Here is an 18,644-nt window from a genome sequence, read left to right on the forward strand (position 1 = left end):
AGCAGACCCTTAGGATAATAGAAGCTTGCTTGTTGTTTTCATGCAACTTAATTAGGGTAAACGCGTGAATTTAGTTGTAAATAAGTGACACAAAGCTATTTTTTAGGCATCATGCACAGATAGGAAGCGGGTCGTCTAGCAGCTTCGCCTTGGTAGTTTGCATATTGACAGTTTATGCTGCGGTTTTTTATAGTATAGACTTGATTTACCAAGCTACCCGCCCGGTTTGAGCGGCCTGTAAATGGTATTTGTGTATTGATCAGACGAATTTCAGGCTGAATCAACACATAACAAATTTTTTGATGAGGGAATAACATGACCAAACAGCTAAAATTGAGCGCATTGATCGTTGCTATGGCTGCTTCAACTGCCGCTTTTGCCAATGGTGTTGTACCGGGTGCCGACTGGACCGGTGAACCTGCTGGTGCTTACAATGGCTATACTACCAGTTCTGCTCCTGAAAAAGGAACTGGCGAAATTATCGTCACCCGCGAAAATGGTGCCGATGGTACACCTGAATGTGTGAAAAACCGTTTCAACAACGATCAAGAACCAACTCTGGGTAACAATTGTGGTCACCCAATTGCACAGGCTGCTCCAGAAGCACCTAAATTTGTTGATGAAACAGTATCTTTGTCTGCTAACTTCCTGTTTGGCTTTGATAAATTTACCCTGCGTCCTGAAGCGATCGATACTCTGGATCAGTTGGCTACCCGTCTGGCAGACAGCAGCGTACAGGTTGTACGTGTTGAAGGTCATACCGACTTTAAAGGTTCAGATGCTTATAATCAGACTTTGTCTGATCGTCGTGCTAATACTGTTGCTCAGTATCTGGTTTCTAAAGGTGTTCCTGCTGGGAAAATTTCAGCAGTCGGCTTGGGTAAATCTGAAGCCCGCATGACTGAAACTTGTCAGCGTGAAGTTGCTAAATTAGGCAAGAAAGTTTCAGCTGCTAAGAAACGTACTGCTTTAATCGAATGTATTGCACCTGATCGCCGTGTAGATGTGAAAATCCGCACTCAGGTAGCTAAAAAAGTTAGATAATTTTTCTAATTTTATATTGATGAAAAACCCTGCTTAAAGCAGGGTTTTTTTATGCCAATAAAAATTTTAAGGAAATCAGAATACCTGTAATATCCTTTGTATAGAAAATTGATAGTTATATTTGACAATAATAGGTTGGATGATCTGGTATCAATTTAAAATCATTAGAATTGTATTACTTTAAAATATTTTCAGATAAGTGAATAATTATTAATAAAGTGTTAATATGCATGTTGGTAAAAATAAAATATGATTGATATGAATTATTTGTTCATTATTTCTATTAGTAATGGTTTTTCGAATATGCAAATAGTATATAAATAAAAATGGCATATTCATATATAACTAAGTAAACATTAAATCTATTTAATGATAAGTATTCAGTAAAATATAAAATCATTTCATCTATGAAATTTTTTAAATTCCTGTTTTTAATTTTATGCTGTAATTTACTTTTTGCCTGTACCGCACAGTTTCAGCGAGTCCCTAATGTTTCGGGTGAAAAAAAACATGTATCAGTAAAATTTCAGCGACAAAATACTGCGCCACAGACAGGAGTAGTATTGGTTCAGCCGATGGATTTACAAAGCGGTGATATTTTATTTTCTGCCGACTCCAGTCTCAATTCCCGTGTTTTGCGCTTGTTTGGTAATACTTCGGTTAGCCATGCATTTCTGTATTTAGGAGATGGAGAAATAGCAGAAGCCGTGGGTGGTGGTGTGCATATTATGTCTCTGGCTGAAAGCGTTGATGAAAGTCCGTTACTGGCCGTTTATCGCCATCCGCAGCTAAATGATTTACAGGCTGAAAAAATCCGTGAATTTGCCAGAGCAGAGGCTGGCGGGAAATATAATTATATGGGGATTATCAAGCAGACACCTTATACAGTTACCCGTAAAGTGTGTGAATTGCCAGTTATTCCGCGAGCTTTTCGCCATTTGTGCCTGAATACCATGGCTGTAGTACAGGTAACGCCTTTTTCTTCAGACCGTTACTTTTGTTCGCAACTGGTTGTCGCTGCCTATAATTATGCAGGATTGCCTTTAACCAAAACGCCGGCTGAATGGGTTGCTCCCAGGGATTTATTGCATATGCGTGCCGGTGATATCCCTTCAGTTGTACCAGTATATCCATTACAGTATATTGGTCATTTACGTTGTAAAACCTCTTTATGGCAGCGCAATTGTTCCCTGGCAGATATCTGATATTGATAAACTTCAGATATCTGCCTAATGTATCAAACAGCAGGATATGATTAAATTATTGATTAAATAAATTAGGTAAATTAAAACATGTTTGAATTAATTTATTAATAATAAATATGTATTTTTTGCTTTAAATAGATTAAATTTATTATAAAAATTAATAGTATTCGTTTTGAAATGAGTTATATCTGAATCCTGAGTAATTGTGTTGAGAGAATCAAATACAGAATTGAAAAGGAATAATTTCAGCCAAATCTCCGGGCGCATATAAAAAGTGTAGTACACGTCTGCCATTAGTCTGAATAGCTTTTGACGAAGAATGCACAATAAGTGGTCGCATGATAACAGCTCCTCCTTTAGACAGGGTGCATTCTTGCTCGCCTTTTTGGTCTCGAAGCTGTGGTAGCGTTGATTCATTGATTCTTCCATACTGATGAGTACCGGCAACTACTTTAAGCGGACCATGCTCGTGCTGGCAATCATCTATGTGTAGCCTCACAGCTACCAGTTGCTGCATATATTGTGCCGGCGGTTGTACAAATAACATATTTTGTTTATGTGACCAGCCGGTAAACTGAGTATCAGAAAACTGATGTCTGACTGCTATGCTTAAATCCTGATGTAAAGGTACCAGCCAGTTTTTATCGGCTGATTTTTTGAATAATGTGCATTGGATTGCCACCGGGTTTATTGGGAGCAAGGAAGTAAGCTGAGTATTATTTTTCAAATTGTTAGCAAGTATCTGACACCATGGTTGTGTCAGAAGCTCACGACTGCCGGCAGTAGTTAAATTAATCTGTTCTAATTGTTGTTCTATATCTGTTAGTTGCTGAGGAGTAATTAAATCATTAATAACAGCATAACCATTCTGTTCAAAACAATCATATATCTTCATTATATTTTCCGTTTGTATCTGTTTATCTGAATTAATATTAATATCTTCTAATTTTATTAGGATTAGGTAGATCCTATTTATAGGATAATATATTGATATTTTCCATTATTTATTTAAAATGATTTATTTGTAATATTTATCTATACTATAGTTTTTCAAGGTAAGCAGAATATATACTCCTTACATTAGTCAATTTTTTTCTTAATAAAATTAAATTGATTAATTTCTGTATCTCATAAAATAGCCCTAGACACTATATCAAGTTTTTATGCTGTCATGTCAAAGATTGGTAGTGCTAAGCCTGTCAAAATATGTGTTTATGTCTTCATATGGCTACAAAACTTGAATTTATCTGTATTTTTTGCTCGTTTGTGAATTGAATTCAGTTAAGTATATGATTTATAGATGTTATAAACTATCATTCATCATTAAGATATTGTATAAATGAAAATTTATTTATAACCTGATGTATATCATAAAAATTATGATAAAAGAAAAATATGACCAATTTTTAACTTATACTCAGGCACTTATTTGGTATGGTTTTAATCAATTAAGGGGAAGCTTTATGTTTTTTAAAAAATTCTGGAGAAAAAAATCAAATTCTGATATTCAATCAGTACAAGATAAACCAATCGCTCAAGATAAGATATCTCTCGCTATTCAAACATTCTGGACACAGGTAAAAGCATCTGAGCAGACATTTAATACGCTAGAGCCAATCTCTATCATGGAAAATCTCAATAATCTTTTAATAGATAATCAATTAAATGTTATTGCTGAGCTTACACGAGGAGATAAAAAAAATCATAAAATAATTTTTACGGCTGGAGGCCGAATTGAGCAGTTTGAGCTGGTTATACGAATCGTTAAAAATGCACCGGATCTGAATTTTTTTGAAATAGAAGCATTTAGGACGCGGATTGAAAATCTGGATGCATTCTCTATAACGCATCATGATCATTCTCTTTCATTGAGCCCGGCTGATTTATTGATTTATCATCATAAAGAATATCGCAAAATCTCTTTGGAAATTGCGTTTGGTAAAACTATTCCTGAAGAGAAGAAGCAAATCGCCCAGTCTACTGCATTTATCTTGCTTGATCATGCATTAGGAGAATATGATTTTTCTATTAAAATCGGGTGTGTCAACTTTTTAGAAATTCCCAAAGAGGCAACCGCAGTACCTCTTATTGAATTTGTAACGGTGTTTGATCAGTTATGGCAAGATAAATTAAAGCATACAGGTATTTTTCCTCTTTCTGATAAAGAGGATAGATGGAATGTATTTGAAATCATTGATCAAAATGATCCTGATAATAAAAGACTTGTGCAAAGAAATGAGACAGCTGATGTATTGGTAGGTGATTTCAATTATTGCTATGCTCTAACTATAACAGCCGATGTGGATAGTAAGGAAAATTTATCTCTGGTTTATGAACTAGAAGATACTATTAATCCAGCTCTACGATTTAATAAACAGGGCATTCATTGTCAAAATACATTTTATCAGGGCGTAAGAACCATGTTATGGCATGTGCAGGATAAACAATCAGCTATCGCATTGGCACAACGTCTGGCAGACCAGTATAAAACCCTTTCAGTTAAAATTGAGTGCGAATTTGATCCGGGCTGGTTACAATATTTAAGTTGGGTAGAAAAATGAAGACAACGATATTTTAATTCATAAATATTTTTATTTTTCTATTAGTTAGCTGCTTTATATTTGTCCTCTTATCAAGAAAGGATAAATTAACAAATATCCTTTTTTATAAGATACAACCAGATACTATTCTGATTAATTTTTTAGTAAGTATATAAATAATAACGGGATATATAACTTAGCTGTGAATAATTTAAAACGGTATAGCATAACCGGAAGTATGAATTATTCTGTATATTCAGAGTATCATCTGATATTTCTCGGTCAATAAAAGTAATATTTAAGTGTTTTCTCAGCTTCAAATTTTTTATTAGAATTTATAAAAATATCACAAAATGTGAACTAATCAAGTTTGGCTGTTCGGATAAGCTGATATTTTTTATAAACAGATTTTACAGTTATAAAATAAATTATAAAAAATTGAGTAGTACTGCTTTGAGTATAAAATTGTATTGAACCAATTCGGTAAGTTCTTTTAGAATGGTGAATAGTGCCAATTACAAATTAATATCAGAGCCGTACTAATGGTTCACGATTAGCTACTTTTTTATATTAATCATATATACATGACTGTTTTAAACTGCTTATTTGAATAATAAAATACTTTGTTCAGTAATATTAAAATCTTAAGAGTAAAATGGTAATTTATATATAAATAAATTATTATTTGATTAATCGATAATAGATGCTGAGTTCTATCTAATAAAGAGGAAGATATTAGGGAGAAGTGTCAATATGATTAATTTATATACGCTTTTACATATTAGTATAACTGCTACTGATGAAGAAATCCGTTTAGCATTGAAAAAAGCAGCAGATGAACAGACTCTGGATTGGGAAAAATGGCAAAACTGTCGCAAAGTATTGCTTAATCCTGAATTACGGGAAAAATATAATGCTAAATTGATTAAAGAAAATCCACAGTTAAAGCATGAAATAATTTTTTCATCTCGTTTACCAGAATCTGTTGAAACTAAAGAGGAGGAATCTGAGTATTATGAGCAGCCAGTTCAAGAAAATCATCAGCCGGAGCAGACCTTTACAATCAAGATACCTTTTCTGGCATTAAATAGAAAGCTAATACCCATGTTTAATCCTGATACAGGTAAGATGAAAATAGCCTATACGGGATTTACTGCGGCACCCATTATATTAGCTTTTTTTACTCCTTTACTGGTTAAAGATATACGTGGTACGTTTTACTGGTTTATATGGTATGTAATTGCTAGTTTTCTTGGTGTTCAAATAAATTTGCCCAGATTCTCAGTAATCCTGTTTATTATTATCATGTGTTTTTATTACTGTAATCGGTACACAAAAAGTTTACTTAAACAGGGTTTTAAATTTTGTGGGTCAATAGAGCAAAATAATCGTGCGGCCAGATTTTTAAAGATTGAATTAAATTTAGCTAATACAGTAAGTAATGTTAAAGTCAATCAGGTTAAAGAAGGTATTTTTGATAAAATAATCAGATTATTTATTCTTTTTCCTCTCGCAATATGTTGTTTAGCGATACTCAAGCTGCTTATTAGCCTGCCTTTTACTATATGGTATTCTCTGCACAATCCGACCGGCGATACAGCAGGTAATGTTATTAATGAAGAAGAAAGTCAAAGTGATGCAGGGGAGGATAAATATCTTGGGCAGCATGAAAGTATAAGCATACCTTTTGATGAGCCTAATACTACTTATACTTTAATATGGCACCATAAAAAGCCCGACGGCTTGGTTGAAGCTGTTTCACGACGAGTAGGAGTTAGCGGAACAAGCTATAGTAAAAAAGAAATTAACTGTGAGGAGCACAGTTCGCGTTATCTAGGAGAAGGAGATAGTATTGAAGAGGCATTGATTTTACGACCTGATGATCATTTAACATATGCTGATTCAGGTTCAGCCGGGGCTACTATAGATACGGTTTGTTCTTTGATAAGTAATTAAATCATATTATTTATTGTTGCAATTTATTTTTGAATAAAATAAAAAACCGGATAATAAATTAGTATTATCCGGTTCTAGAAATGATAGATTTTTATAAGATATCTTTTTTATCAGTTAACTGAGGTAGCAGTGCATCCTGACTTACTGATAATAGCCCGCTCTGAGTATATATACCCAATTTGTTGCGGGTATCGATAATATCCAGATTACGCATGGTAAGCTGGCCGATACGGTCGGCAGGGGAAAAGGCAGCATTATCTACTTTTTCCATGCTTAACCGCTCCGGCTGATAAGTAAGATTGGATGATTCGGTATTGAGAATAGAGTAATCGTTACCGCGGCGTAATTCCAGCGTAACTTCACCGGTAATGGCTTTGGCTACCCAGCGTTGAGCAGTTTCACGCAGCATAAGCGCTTGTGAATCAAACCAGCGTCCCTGATACAGCAGTCTGCCCAGACGCAGACCATTAATGCGGTACTGTTCAATCGTATCCTCGTTATGGATGCCGGTAAGCAGGCGTTCATAAGCAATATGCAGCAATGCCATTGCCGGTGCTTCATAAATACCGCGTGATTTAGCCTCAATAATACGATTTTCAATCTGATCTGTCATGCCAAGACCATGTCGGCCGCCAATACGGTTGGCTTCCAGAATCAGCTCTACCGGATCATGGTATTCAACACCATTTAAGGCCACTGGTACACCTTCTGCAAACCGCACACTTACTTCTTCAGCCGGAATGTTTACCTGTTCATCCCAGAAAGCCACGCCCATAATCGGCTGTACAATTTTCATGCTGCTATTGAGCATTTCCAGATCTTTAGCCTCATGAGTAGCACCGAGCATATTGGAGTCGGTTGAGTAGGCTTTTTCAACAGACATTTTATAGTCAAAACCCTGAGCAATCAGAAATTCAGACATTTCATGCCGCCCGCCCAGCTCATCAATAAACTGTTGATCCAGCCATGGCTTGTAGATGCGTAAAGCCGGATTGGTTAACAGCCCGTAGCGATAGAAGCGTTCAATATCATTGCCTTTATAGGTGGAACCATCACCCCATATATGTACATCATCTTCTTTCATTGCGGCTACCAGCATTGTGCCGGTAACGGCCCGTCCCAGCGGAGTAGTATTAAAATAAGGCATACCACCCGTATGTACGTGAAATGCTCCGCTTTGTATTGCAGCAATACCTTCATGCGCCAGCTGTGTGCGACAATCAATCAGACGGGCTTTTTGAGCTCCGTATTCGAGTGCTTTTTGCGGAATAGCATCATAATCATCTTCATCAGGCTGTCCCAGATTAGCTGTATAAGCATAAGGTAAAGCGCCTTTCAGTTTCATCCAGAGTAATGCTGTAGAGGTATCCAGCCCGCCGGAAAAAGCAATGCCGACTTTTTCGCCAACGGGCAGGTGTTGCAGAATAGTGCTGTGGTTACTCATATTAACTCCCTTGAGTGATGTATTTGCAAAATATGAAAATTTATTGCCATACCAGTAGTGCATGGTTGCGTTTACCGCGCCGCAAAATGGTGTAGTGCCCGAAACGTTTGTCATCGCTGCTGAATACGTAATCAGCACTGTCAATTTTTTGCCCGTTAACCATGACTGCTCCCTGACTGATAAAGCCACGTGCTTCATTATTGGATTTGGCCAGTGACGCAGTAGTTAAGGCCTGCACGATATTGATGGATTCAGTAACCGGAAATGCAGGTAAGCCATCCAGAGATAATTGCTGAAAATCGCTTTCAGTAAGTGCACTCTGATCTTCGGCAAACAGGCTGGCAGAAATACGCTGTGCTGCAGCCAGAGCTTCTTCACCATGAATCAGGCGGGTCATTTCCTCTGCCAGAATGCGCTGTGCCTGTGGCTTACTGCCACTGGCCTGATCGCTGGCTTCAATGGCCTCTATCTCTGCCATACTGAGGAAAGTAAAATATTTGAGGAATTTATATACATCCGCATCAGCAACTTTTAACCAGAACTGATAGAACTGGTAAGGAGAGGTTTTTTCTGCACTCAGCCAGACTGCACCACCTTCGGTTTTACCAAATTTAGTTCCGTCAGCTTTAGTCACCAGTGGCAGTGTCAAGCCATAAACAGTAGCCTGATGCAACCGGCGGGAGAGGTCAATCCCTCCGGTGATATTACCCCACTGATCCGAACCGCCGATTTGCAATACGGCACCGTGGCGGCGATACAGTTCAGCAAAATCGTAACCCTGAAGCAGAGCATAGGCAAATTCGGTAAATGAAATACCTACATCATCACGGCTTAGACGCTGTTTTACTGATTCTTTGTTCAGCATGGCGTTTACAGAAAAATGTTTGCCGATATCACGCAGAAAATTCAGACAATTCATGCTGCCGAACCAGTCAAAATTATTTGCCATAATGGCGGCATTGTCACCACTGAAGCTAAGGAATGGTTGTAGCTGCGCGCGTATTTTGGCTACCCAGTCCTGTACGGTTTCTAAAGTGTTGAGTGAACGTTCCTGTGCCTTGAAGCTCGGATCACCAATCATACCAGTGGCACCTCCTACCAGCGCAATTGGTGTATGTCCGGCCAGTTGAAAGCGGCGTAAAACCAGAATAGGTAACAGGTGACCGATATGCAGACTGTCGGCTGTCGGGTCGAAACCACAGTACAGAGTAATTTTCTTTTCGTTTAATAATGTATCAAGAGCCTGAGCATCAGTGGTTTGAGCTATCAGGCCTCGTTGCTGTAAGTCGTGAACAACGCTGGTCATGGTTGGATTTTGTTCTTTCAAATTAAATAAATTGGCTAAAATTAAGTTTGTCTGGCTCAGACTGCACATAAAAACATAATAGCAAATATCATATTTTTGCTGGTTTTGGCTGATTAGTCTGTTTTAGCGCCTAATAATGATGCATTATTTTACACGATTTGTTTATTGCTGCATTTGTGGTTGTAATAAATTGATAATTCATTAGTTTGGTAATGGTCGGAAATACTTTATCAGTTTCTGTTTATAAATAGACACGGTGATATTTATAATAGGTAAATCATATGGATAACCAATATCAAAGCTGATATTTATTGGTTGCCGGCAGATGGTTTAGATAACCGAACCGAGAGGGTTCGGTATGTCAGGCTAAAAAATAAATTTATTATTAACCGGAATGCATAAACCAGCTACATTCCGGATAGGAATATAGCTGGTTTAAAGAGATTAATGGTTATACGTTAAACAGGAAATGAATTACATCACCATCATTTACGATGTATTCCTTGCCTTCAGCACGCATTTTACCGGCCTCTTTAGCTTTGGCTTCACCTCCGCAGGCAATGAAATCTTCGTAAGCAATAACCTGAGCACGGATAAAACCACGTTCAAAATCGGTATGAATAACACCGGCAGCCTGAGGGGCTGTATCGCCTTTATGGATGGTCCATGCTCTGACTTCCTGAACGCCGGCAGTAAAATAGGTTTGCAAACCGAGTAAGTCGTAGCCGGCGCGAATCAGGCGATTCAGCCCTGGTTCTTTTAAACCCATTTCTTGCAGAAATTCGGCTTTATCAGCCTCATCCAGATCGGCAATTTCGCTTTCCATTGCTGCACATAGTGCAACAACAGGTGCATTTTCCTGTGCAGCCAGTTGTTGCAGACGTTCCAGATGCGGGTTGTTATCAAAACCGTCTTCAGCTACATTGGCTACATACATTGCCGGTTTTACAGTAAGCAGACATAAAGGTTTAATCAGTGTCAGCTCATCCTGATCGAGTCCTGCCGAGCGTACGGGTTTACCTTCAAGCAGATGTTGTTGTAAGCGTTCCAGAATGGCTACCAGTTTTTGTGCTTCTTTATCACCGGATTTGGCTTTCTTGTTTTCGCGTATGATGGTTTTTTCTACACTGGCCAAATCTGCAAGTGCCAGCTCGGTACCAATGACTTCAATATCCGAAATCGGATCTACCTTTCCGGAAACATGCACAATGTTATCATCATCAAAGCAGCGCACAACGTTTACAATGGCATCAGTTTCACGGATATTGGCGAGAAACTGATTACCCAGACCTTCGCCTTTACTGGCTCCGGCTACCAGTCCGGCAATATCGACAAATTCAACGATGGCCGGCTGGGTTCGTTTGGGATTAACGATTTTAGCCAGTTCTTCCATGCGATCATCCGGCACTTCAACAATACCGACATTAGGCTCAATAGTACAGAAAGGATAATTGGCAGCTTCAATACCAGACTGGGTAAGGGCGTTAAACAGGGTAGATTTGCCTACATTGGGCAAACCCACAATGCCACATTTCAAACTCATGATATTCCTTGAAAACAGGCGATATTTAAAAATGGCTGAATTGTATCATAAAGCATGCAGATACCTGTGCCAAACCGGTAAAACACTGTGTTATTCTTCTTTAAATGCGCATTTATCGCTCTTTAAACGCCAGATAAATATTATATGAATTGAAGTGATATAAAATGATTTATAAAAACAATAAAATAAAAATTTTTTCTTTTTGAGTGCTTGCATAATCAGAAAAATATCGTATAATTGCGTCTCTCTTGAAATGAGATGCGGCGAATTAGCTCAGTCGGTTAGAGCAGAGGAATCATAATCCTTGTGTCCGGGGTTCGAATCCCTGATTCGCCACCAAATAAATCGCAACTCTGGTTGAGTTTGCGTTTTTTATTATCTATGTTATTTTATTCATATAGCATATAATTTGATTGCCCTGACTGTTTCCTGCGCAGATGTTTTCCGGATTTATTGGTAAACTGTAAAATACAGGCAGCTGTTTATTTTGCTGCCTGTGATCTTAAATATAGATTTATGTTGAATTTTCTGGTTAACATTAACTATTGTGTACTTCTGCTTATTCAAATTAAATTCTTTGATCCATTTCCTGAGCAGGACTTTCATGATTATCTGTTTTGCTGATAACGCGCGCAGGTACACCTACTACTGTTGAATATTCCGGAACATCATTAACTACGACACTGCCGGCACCTACTTTGGCGCAGGTATGTACACGAATATTGCCTAACACAGAGGCATTGGCTCCAATCATAACACCGTCACTGATTTTCGGATGCCTGTCACCGCTCTGTTTACCGGAACCACCCAGAGTAACACCGTGTAACAGCGAAATATTATTGCCCAGTACCGCTGTTTCGCCAATAACCACACCCGTACCATGGTCAATCATAATTCCATAGCCCATTGAAGCAGCTGGATGAATATCAACTCCTAATACTTCGGAAGCACGATTTTGTAAAAAATAGGCCAGAGTATGGCGATTCTGTTGCCAGAGCCAGTGGTTAATGCGATGGGTCTGTATGGCGTGAAAACCTTTGTAATACAATAATGGTAAACTATAGGTTTCACAGGCAGGATCACGTTCATAATAGGCAACAATATCTGCCAGAGCTGCATGAATAATAGAAGTATCCTGATGTAAGGCCTCCAGATAAATCTCGAATAACGCCCGCGCATCCATTACAGCACTGGACATTTTGGTAGACAGATGGAAGGCCAGCATGCGGGCAAAATTTTTATGACGTAATACGCTCAAGTGCAGAAAGCTGGCCAGTATAGGTTCATTGCTGGCTGCTATTTCAGTTTCATGACGAATGGTTTGCCACAGGTTTTCAGCCTGAGCAGCATCAGGTAAATTCATATGTTTAATTTCTCGTTTGCAGATTAAATTTATTGAATCACAATATCATATTGTTCCTGAGTGTAAGTGGTTTCTACTGCCAGAGCAATCGGCTTGCCAATAAAATCACTCAGCATTTTCAAAGCATCGGCTTCTTCATCCAGAAACAAATCTATGACGCTGGGAGAAGCCAGTATACGCAATTGCTTAAGATCAGGACGACGTGATTCGCACACTATTTCACGCAAAATTTCATAGCACATAGTTTGAGCTGTTTTGATGCGACCGCGCCCCTGACAGACAGGGCAGGGTTCACACAGTATCTGGGTCAGATTTTCCCGGGTACGTTTGCGTGTTAGCTCTACCAGACCTAAACTGGTAAAACCGTTAAGTGTAACGCGGGTACGGTCGTAGGCCAGCGCCTGAGCCAGCTCGGTCAGAATTTCCTGCTGGTGTGCTTCGTTGGTCATATCGATAAAATCAATAATGATAATTCCCCCCAGATTGCGTAAACGCAGTTCACGTGCAATCACATGGCAGGCTTCCAGATTGGTTTTAAAGATAGTTTCTTCAAAATTGCGTGCACCGACAAAACCGCCCGTATTTACATCAATGGTAGTCATAGCTTCTGTCGGCTCAATAATAATATAGCCGCCAAAATCCAGATTCACCCGTGGTTGCAGAGAGCGGTTAATTTTGGCTTCGATATTGTATTTTTCAAATAACGGACAATCATCCTTAAATAATTGCAATTTATCCAGTGCACCCTGAGAATAATTCGTGGCAAATTCGTGCATGCGTTGATAATGGCTGGTTGAATCCACAATAATGTGATTGATATTGTCACTGTACATATCACGCAATACACGTAAACTCAGGGGTAAATCCTGATACAGTAATGTTTCAGGCGGGCAGGTTTTTGATAGTTGCTGAATATGCTGCCATCGCTTGGTCAGATAATTGATATCAGCCTGCAATTCTGCATCAGTCGCATTTTCGGCACTGGTACGGATAATATAGCCATGGGCAGCATCCTTTGGTAACAGATTTTCCAGCCGCTCACGTAACTGGTTGCGTTCCTCTTCGTCTTCAATACGCTGTGAGATACCGATATGCTCATCCTGAGGCAGGTATACGAGAAAACGGCCTGCCAGTGATATCTGCGTAGACAGACGTGCGCCTTTAGTATTAATCGGGTCTTTGATGACCTGTACAACAATTGATTGTCCTTCATGCAGCATGTGTTCAATACGCTTAATCTGCTCTGGTTGCTGACGCTGCTCGAGTACATCAACAATATGCAGAAAAGCGGCACGTTCCAGCCCGATATCAATAAAGGCACTTTGCATACCGGGTAATACACGGCGCACCACACCCAGATAAATATTGCCTACCAGACCATGGCCGCAATTACGTTCAATATGAATTTCACACAACGTATTTTCTTCTATCACGGCTACTCTGGTTTCTTGCGGAGTAATATTTACCAGTACCGTTTCAGCCGGCCGCTGAATATCCTTCGGCAGCGATATGTCGCTGTTATGCATGATGGAGCTTTCAATTTAATCAAATCACTTTGTGTAGTCTCCGTCTGTACAGATAAAAACTGTACAAAGTAATCTGGTCTGTTTGTATAGTGCGACTGACATCATAGCGCAGGCAAGAGTTCCCTGCCAAACGCAGTTGCATAAAGTTTTCTGACAAAGTAGTCTGCTAATAAATATAAAAACTTAAATTAGTAGTATTTATGTAATAGCACACCCGTTATTTTAACCGTGAGCAGCTCTTGATACATTCGGCAACTAACTGAGGACCTCGAAAAATCAGACCTGAATACAACTGGACGGCGGAGGCACCAAGGCGGATTTTTTCTGCTGCATCTTTACCAGTCGTAATCCCCCCTACACCTATAAGCGGAATTTGTGTATTAATGTGTGCAGATAACTGATTCAGAACGTAATTGCTCTGTGTCTGTACGGGATGACCAGACAACCCCCCAGTTTCCTGAGCAAATTTATGCGTACCCAAAGCAGTTTTGTCTATAGTAGTATTGGTGGCAATAATTCCGTCTATTTGAGTATTCAATGCAACCTCTGCAATAGCTTCAATTTGCTCTTCATCCAGATCGGGAGCAATTTTGATGGCAATAGGCACATAGCGGCTTTGCTGAGTAGCCAGCTGGGCCTGACGGTTTTTGAGGTGGTTTAATAATCTATCCAGCTCTCCGGCACTTTGCAGACTGCGTAAATCACGTGTGTTGGGTGAAGAAATATTAACAGTGACATAACTGGCATGCGGATAGGCTTTTTCCAGACAAATCAGATAATCATCCACTGCTTTTTCAATCGGTGTGGCAGCATTTTTGCCAATATTAATCCCCAATATACCGCGATACCTACTATTTGCAATATTATTGATTAAAGTATCAATACCATAATTGTTAAAGCCCATACGATTAATAATTGCCTGTTGCTTTGGTAATCTGAATAACCGCGGCTTAGGATTGCCTGCCTGAGGTAGTGGTGTCACAGTGCCTACTTCTATAAAACCAAATCCCAGCATAGCAAGTGCATCAATATATTCACCATTTTTATCCAGACCGGCAGCCAGTCCTACAGGATTGGGGAGCGTTAGTCCCATCAGTGTTGTGGTATTGTTAATATTGTTGTCAGGAAAAATACCATTGGTATTTTTCTGCATGAATGAGAAGCCTGGTTTGCATCCCAGTAAAAAACCACAATGATAACGATGTAACCATTGCAGCGATTTTAATGTCAGGTAATGGGCTTTTTCAGGGTCCAGTCTGAATAGCAATGGTTTAATAATAGGATACATGATATTGATGATTGAAAAAGGAAGAAATATTATAACCAACAACACTATCAATTCGGGTGGAAAATAATCAAATTCGGTATGTGTAGGTGAATAAATTATTTAATTGCTGCCGATAAATATTTTATGTTTTATAACAATAGCCTCTTCATCTGATGATATATAACAATATACCCGTTTATGGTTCTGTAATTCAGAGCAGAAAGCATAAACGGGCATAATAATCAGAATATCTGTTAATTAGTGTGGTTATTGACAGATATCACCATGGTTTATCAGTCATACCCTGAATATTCTGCTGTAATGTGCTGCCTATGCTTCGTCCGAAGCGTTTCCAGCTGGTTTCAGCAGTGTAATCTACCAGTTCCGGAGCTTTAATAACATCGCGGGCAACTGTGTAAATATTGCCAAAATCATCTACTAGTCCGACTGCTTTAGCTTCTTCACCGGTATAAGCACGACCGCTGAATATGTCCGGATTATCAGCAACTTTTAATCGGTCACCACGCCCCTGCTGCACCGCCTGAATGAATTGCTTATGAATACTGCTTAGCATTTGTTGCCAGATTTCCGCCTGTTCCGGGGTTTCCGGCACAAATGGATCACCCATGTCTTTATTGTTGCCGGCTATTTTTACCCGGCGTTTAATTCCAAGTTTGTCGATCAGACCTGTAAAATCAAAACTGCTGCCAATAACACCGATACTGCCGACAAGGCTGGACGGATCTGCATAAATTTTATCTGCAGCACTGGCAATATAATAACAACCGGAGGCGCACATATCCTCAGTTACAACATATAAAGGTATCTTCGGATGTTTTGCTTTCAGATGTCGGATTTCTTCATAGGCAATACTGGAAATGACCGGTGAGCCGCCCGGGCTGTTGGCACGAATGATAATGCCTTTAACATTTTTATTCTTATAGGCTGTTTTAAGGCTTTTACGTAATAATTCTGCCTGATTATTCTCGCTGCTGATCACACCACTCAGATCAATGACCGCTGTGTGCGGGCTATTGGGTATTGAACTTCCCATCGCTGCTGTAATGATAAAAATAATAATGCACAGCCAGAGTAATCGCCAGACCCAGCGCCAAATTCGATTGCGCCGTTGTTCGCGGTATACTTCAAGTAACAGCTTCTCCAGCATATTGCGTTCCCAGCTGCTATTTTTTTCAGGATTGCCATTTGTCGACCCTGATCCATTAATTTTGATTGTCATTTGCTTTATTCTCTGCTGTTAGTCTGTGTCAGTCTATTCTGCTTCTGTCAGCTCTGTTGATTGTGTAAAGTGGTTTATATCTGAAATTAAACCGGAATCTAATTATATCTGAATTAATATTTGTCTATGTTCTTATTGTTTAAGAATTCGGGTCAAGCTTTATCTGTATGAGTGTCTAAATTATAATAGCGCAGCTATTAGCCGGAGCAAGTTAAATCAGACGATAGTTAGTAAGCTGAAACAATAGAATAAAGGAAGTTGTTGTACTACATCCGGTACTGTATTTTATAGATAAATTTAAACATTGTATCGAAACTGAAGCTGAGTCTGTTGGTACTGATATCTGTATATTCGAAGGATGAAATCGATTAGTCCGTTTAATGTGCTTAGTCTGTATTCAGCATCATTCATGTTTGTCATTTTGTAATTAAAACTTGGAAAATCATGTCCAGATTCTTTTTTAACGACCGTAAACAACTGGTTAATGAGGCGATTGAGGGTTTAATTATTTCCGCACCTGAAGGTAACCTTGTCAGGCTGGATACGGACCCGGCAATTCGGGTAGTGATGCGTAATGACTGGGATAAAAGCAAAGTAGCAGTTATTTCCGGCGGTGGTTCCGGTCATGAGCCCGCACATGCCGGTTTTGTTGGCAAAGGTATGTTAACTGCAGCAGTGTGCGGAGATTTATTTGCTTCGCCTAGCGTCGATGCGGTATTTAGCGCAATTATGGCAGTAACGGGAGAACAGGGTTGTTTGTTAATCGTCAAAAATTATACCGGAGACCGGCTGAATTTCGGACTGGCGGCGGAAAAGGCTAAAAGTCATGGGATAAATGTGGAGATGGTTATTGTTGCAGATGATATTTCTCTGCCTGAAAACAGACAACCGCGAGGTATTGCCGGTACAGTACTGGTGCACAAGATAGCAGGTTATGCGGCAGAGGAAGGTAAATCCTTATCTCAGGTACGCGAGATAGCACAGCAAACCTGTGACAATCTGTATAGCTTAGGTGTGGCTATGCAGACCTGTAATTTACCGGACTATACAGAAGAAAGACGAATTAAAGCCGGGCAGGTCGAACTTGGTCTGGGTATTCATGGCGAACCGGGTGCTTCAGTAGAAGATACGCACAATAGCAAAATACTGATCGATACACTGGTTCAGGCATTATCAAAGTCAGCCGGGACAGGCCGTTTTGCTGTTTTAATTAATAATCTGGGGGGCGTGTCTGCACTAGAAATGGCCGTACTGACACGCGAGCTAGCGCATTCAGCTATTAGTAAACAGACAGATTTACTGATTGGTCCTGCGTCACTGGTAACCTCCTTGGATATGAAAGGTTTTTCACTTTCCTTGCTGAAGCTGAACGATTACTTTAATAAGGCACTTAATGCGCCCGTAGAAACACAGGGATGGCAGAAACCCATAGTTTTACAGCCACTAAAAACCGTAGTATGTGAAACTGAATATAAACAGTCAGTTTATATTCCATCCGAAAATACCCGGATAGCAGAATATATTACTGTCATAACTGATACTTTGATCCGGCTGGAAAATCAGCTTAATGCTCTGGATGCAAAAGTAGGAGATGGCGATACTGGAAGTACATTTGCTCATGCTGCTCATGCTATTGCCTCGCAGCTGGTACAAAAACACTTACCGCTAAATGATTTGCCTCAACTGTTGCTGTGCATTGGCGAGCGACTGTCTGTTGTTATGGGAGGTTCAAGCGGGGTATTAATGTCGATTTTTTTCACCGCAGCCGGTCAGAAATTACAGACAGGTGGTATGCTGGTAGAAGCATTATTAAACGGACTGGCACAAATGAAACATTATGGTGGTGCAGATATAGGTGACCGAACTCTGATTGATGCATTACAACCGGCGTTAGAAGCATGGCAGAACCGGGATTTTTCTGCCGCCATACAGGCAGCCAGAGAGGGAGCAGAAAAAACTGCTGGTATACATAAAGCCGGAGCAGGGCGATCATCTTACGTTAATCAGCAAAATCTCGCCGGAGTACCTGATCCGGGGGCAGTGGCAGTGGCTGAAGTGTTTACAGCACTGGGTAAGCTACAGATTAAGCTGTAATACGAAGGTTAAAGCGTTTAGATATTATTCATAAATTGATTTTGATTCTGAATAACAAACAGGCAATATCTATGAAATGGTTTGTATTAAATTAAACTGGTAATTTTTTGTTTTAA

At 39.5% G+C, this 18,644-nt stretch carries 13 protein-coding genes and 1 tRNA gene; 6 read left to right on the plus strand and 8 right to left on the minus strand.

Annotation, left to right across the window (positions count from 1 at the left end; translation table 11 throughout):
- Positions 1-315: 315 nt before the first annotated feature.
- Positions 316-1,044, plus strand: coding sequence for an OmpA family protein (locus H3U73_RS00770; protein WP_025331335.1), 729 nt, complete (start codon positions 316-318; stop codon positions 1,042-1,044).
- 407 nt (positions 1,045-1,451) lie between these two features.
- Positions 1,452-2,249 (plus strand): hypothetical protein, encoded by a 798-nt coding sequence (locus tag H3U73_RS00775; protein WP_198189820.1) that lies wholly within the window; start codon positions 1,452-1,454, stop codon positions 2,247-2,249.
- 217 nt (positions 2,250-2,466) lie between these two features.
- Here the strand turns inward: H3U73_RS00775 and H3U73_RS00780 are convergent, their stop codons facing one another.
- On the minus strand, positions 2,467-3,144 hold the full coding sequence (locus H3U73_RS00780; protein WP_110414563.1) for a phytanoyl-CoA dioxygenase family protein: 678 nt from the start codon (positions 3,142-3,144) through the stop codon (positions 2,467-2,469).
- Between the two features lie 484 nt (positions 3,145-3,628).
- Here H3U73_RS00780 and H3U73_RS00785 point away from each other — a divergent pair, with 484 nt between their 5' ends.
- Positions 3,629-4,810, plus strand: a complete 1,182-nt coding sequence (locus tag H3U73_RS00785) for a hypothetical protein (RefSeq protein ID WP_144363227.1) — start codon at positions 3,629-3,631, stop codon at positions 4,808-4,810.
- Positions 4,811-5,542: 732 nt separating this feature from the next.
- Positions 5,543-6,745 carry a hypothetical protein gene (locus H3U73_RS00790; RefSeq protein ID WP_084551756.1) on the plus strand — a complete coding sequence of 401 codons (1,203 nt, stop codon included), beginning with the start codon at positions 5,543-5,545 and terminating at the stop codon, positions 6,743-6,745.
- A gap of 91 nt (positions 6,746-6,836) precedes the next feature.
- Here H3U73_RS00790 and argG read toward each other — a convergent pair whose 3' ends face one another.
- The 3 genes from argG to ychF all read right to left on the minus strand — a co-directional run bounded on the left by argG (position 6,837) and on the right by ychF (position 11,038).
- Positions 6,837-8,189, minus strand: a complete 1,353-nt coding sequence (gene argG / locus H3U73_RS00795; RefSeq protein ID WP_025331331.1) for an argininosuccinate synthase — start codon at positions 8,187-8,189, stop codon at positions 6,837-6,839.
- Between the two features lie 40 nt (positions 8,190-8,229).
- Positions 8,230-9,495, minus strand: coding sequence for a tyrosine--tRNA ligase (gene tyrS, locus H3U73_RS00800; protein WP_198189822.1), 1,266 nt, complete (start codon positions 9,493-9,495; stop codon positions 8,230-8,232).
- A gap of 451 nt (positions 9,496-9,946) precedes the next feature.
- Complete coding sequence (gene ychF / locus H3U73_RS00805) at positions 9,947-11,038, minus strand: redox-regulated ATPase YchF (RefSeq protein WP_084551757.1); 1,092 nt, start codon at positions 11,036-11,038, stop codon at positions 9,947-9,949.
- A gap of 262 nt (positions 11,039-11,300) precedes the next feature.
- On the opposite strand from ychF, the gene H3U73_RS00810 reads away from it, so the two are divergent.
- Positions 11,301-11,377: transfer RNA gene (locus H3U73_RS00810), tRNA-Met, on the plus strand.
- 229 nt (positions 11,378-11,606) lie between these two features.
- Here the strand turns inward: H3U73_RS00810 and cysE are convergent.
- The 4 genes from cysE to sppA form a co-directional block, all read right to left on the minus strand.
- Positions 11,607-12,401 carry a serine O-acetyltransferase gene (cysE, locus tag H3U73_RS00815; protein ID WP_037393049.1) on the minus strand — a complete coding sequence of 265 codons (795 nt, stop codon included), beginning with the start codon at positions 12,399-12,401 and terminating at the stop codon, positions 11,607-11,609.
- A gap of 29 nt (positions 12,402-12,430) precedes the next feature.
- Positions 12,431-13,927 carry a ribonuclease G gene (gene rng, locus H3U73_RS00820; RefSeq protein ID WP_084551758.1) on the minus strand — a complete coding sequence of 499 codons (1,497 nt, stop codon included), beginning with the start codon at positions 13,925-13,927 and terminating at the stop codon, positions 12,431-12,433.
- A gap of 217 nt (positions 13,928-14,144) precedes the next feature.
- A complete protein-coding gene (locus H3U73_RS00825) occupies positions 14,145-15,215 on the minus strand; it encodes a quinone-dependent dihydroorotate dehydrogenase (RefSeq protein ID WP_084551759.1) in 1,071 nt (356 codons plus the stop codon).
- A 259-nt stretch (positions 15,216-15,474) separates the two neighbouring features.
- The gene (sppA, locus tag H3U73_RS00830) at positions 15,475-16,434 is read right to left on the minus strand and encodes a signal peptide peptidase SppA (protein ID WP_084551760.1); all 960 of its coding nucleotides are present in this window, start codon (positions 16,432-16,434) and stop codon (positions 15,475-15,477) included.
- A gap of 444 nt (positions 16,435-16,878) precedes the next feature.
- Here sppA and H3U73_RS00835 point away from each other — a divergent pair, with 444 nt between their 5' ends.
- Positions 16,879-18,528 (plus strand): dihydroxyacetone kinase subunit DhaK, encoded by a 1,650-nt coding sequence (locus H3U73_RS00835; protein ID WP_084551761.1) that lies wholly within the window; start codon positions 16,879-16,881, stop codon positions 18,526-18,528.
- Positions 18,529-18,644 lie beyond the last annotated feature (116 nt).

This window comes from Snodgrassella sp. W8124, from assembly GCF_016100875.1.
Taxonomy (GTDB): Bacteria; Pseudomonadota; Gammaproteobacteria; order Burkholderiales; family Neisseriaceae; genus Snodgrassella; species Snodgrassella alvi.

Bases quoted from the DNA above. Each gene is read 5' to 3' on its own strand.
- H3U73_RS00770 (WP_025331335.1), top strand. From the start codon at position 316: ATGACCAAACAGCTAAAATTGAGCGCATTGATCGTTGCTATGGCTGCT.
- H3U73_RS00775 (WP_198189820.1), top strand. From the start codon at position 1,452: ATGAAATTTTTTAAATTCCTGTTTTTAATTTTATGCTGTAATTTACTT.
- H3U73_RS00780 (WP_110414563.1), bottom strand. From the start codon at position 3,144: ATGAAGATATATGATTGTTTTGAACAGAATGGTTATGCTGTTATTAAT.
- H3U73_RS00785 (WP_144363227.1), top strand. From the start codon at position 3,629: ATGATAAAAGAAAAATATGACCAATTTTTAACTTATACTCAGGCACTT.
- H3U73_RS00790 (WP_084551756.1), top strand. From the start codon at position 5,543: ATGATTAATTTATATACGCTTTTACATATTAGTATAACTGCTACTGAT.
- argG (WP_025331331.1), bottom strand. From the start codon at position 8,189: ATGAGTAACCACAGCACTATTCTGCAACACCTGCCCGTTGGCGAAAAA.
- tyrS (WP_198189822.1), bottom strand. From the start codon at position 9,495: ATGACCAGCGTTGTTCACGACTTACAGCAACGAGGCCTGATAGCTCAA.
- ychF (WP_084551757.1), bottom strand. From the start codon at position 11,038: ATGAGTTTGAAATGTGGCATTGTGGGTTTGCCCAATGTAGGCAAATCT.
- cysE (WP_037393049.1), bottom strand. From the start codon at position 12,401: ATGAATTTACCTGATGCTGCTCAGGCTGAAAACCTGTGGCAAACCATT.
- rng (WP_084551758.1), bottom strand. From the start codon at position 13,927: ATGCATAACAGCGACATATCGCTGCCGAAGGATATTCAGCGGCCGGCT.
- H3U73_RS00825 (WP_084551759.1), bottom strand. From the start codon at position 15,215: ATGTATCCTATTATTAAACCATTGCTATTCAGACTGGACCCTGAAAAA.
- sppA (WP_084551760.1), bottom strand. From the start codon at position 16,434: ATGACAATCAAAATTAATGGATCAGGGTCGACAAATGGCAATCCTGAA.
- H3U73_RS00835 (WP_084551761.1), top strand. From the start codon at position 16,879: ATGTCCAGATTCTTTTTTAACGACCGTAAACAACTGGTTAATGAGGCG.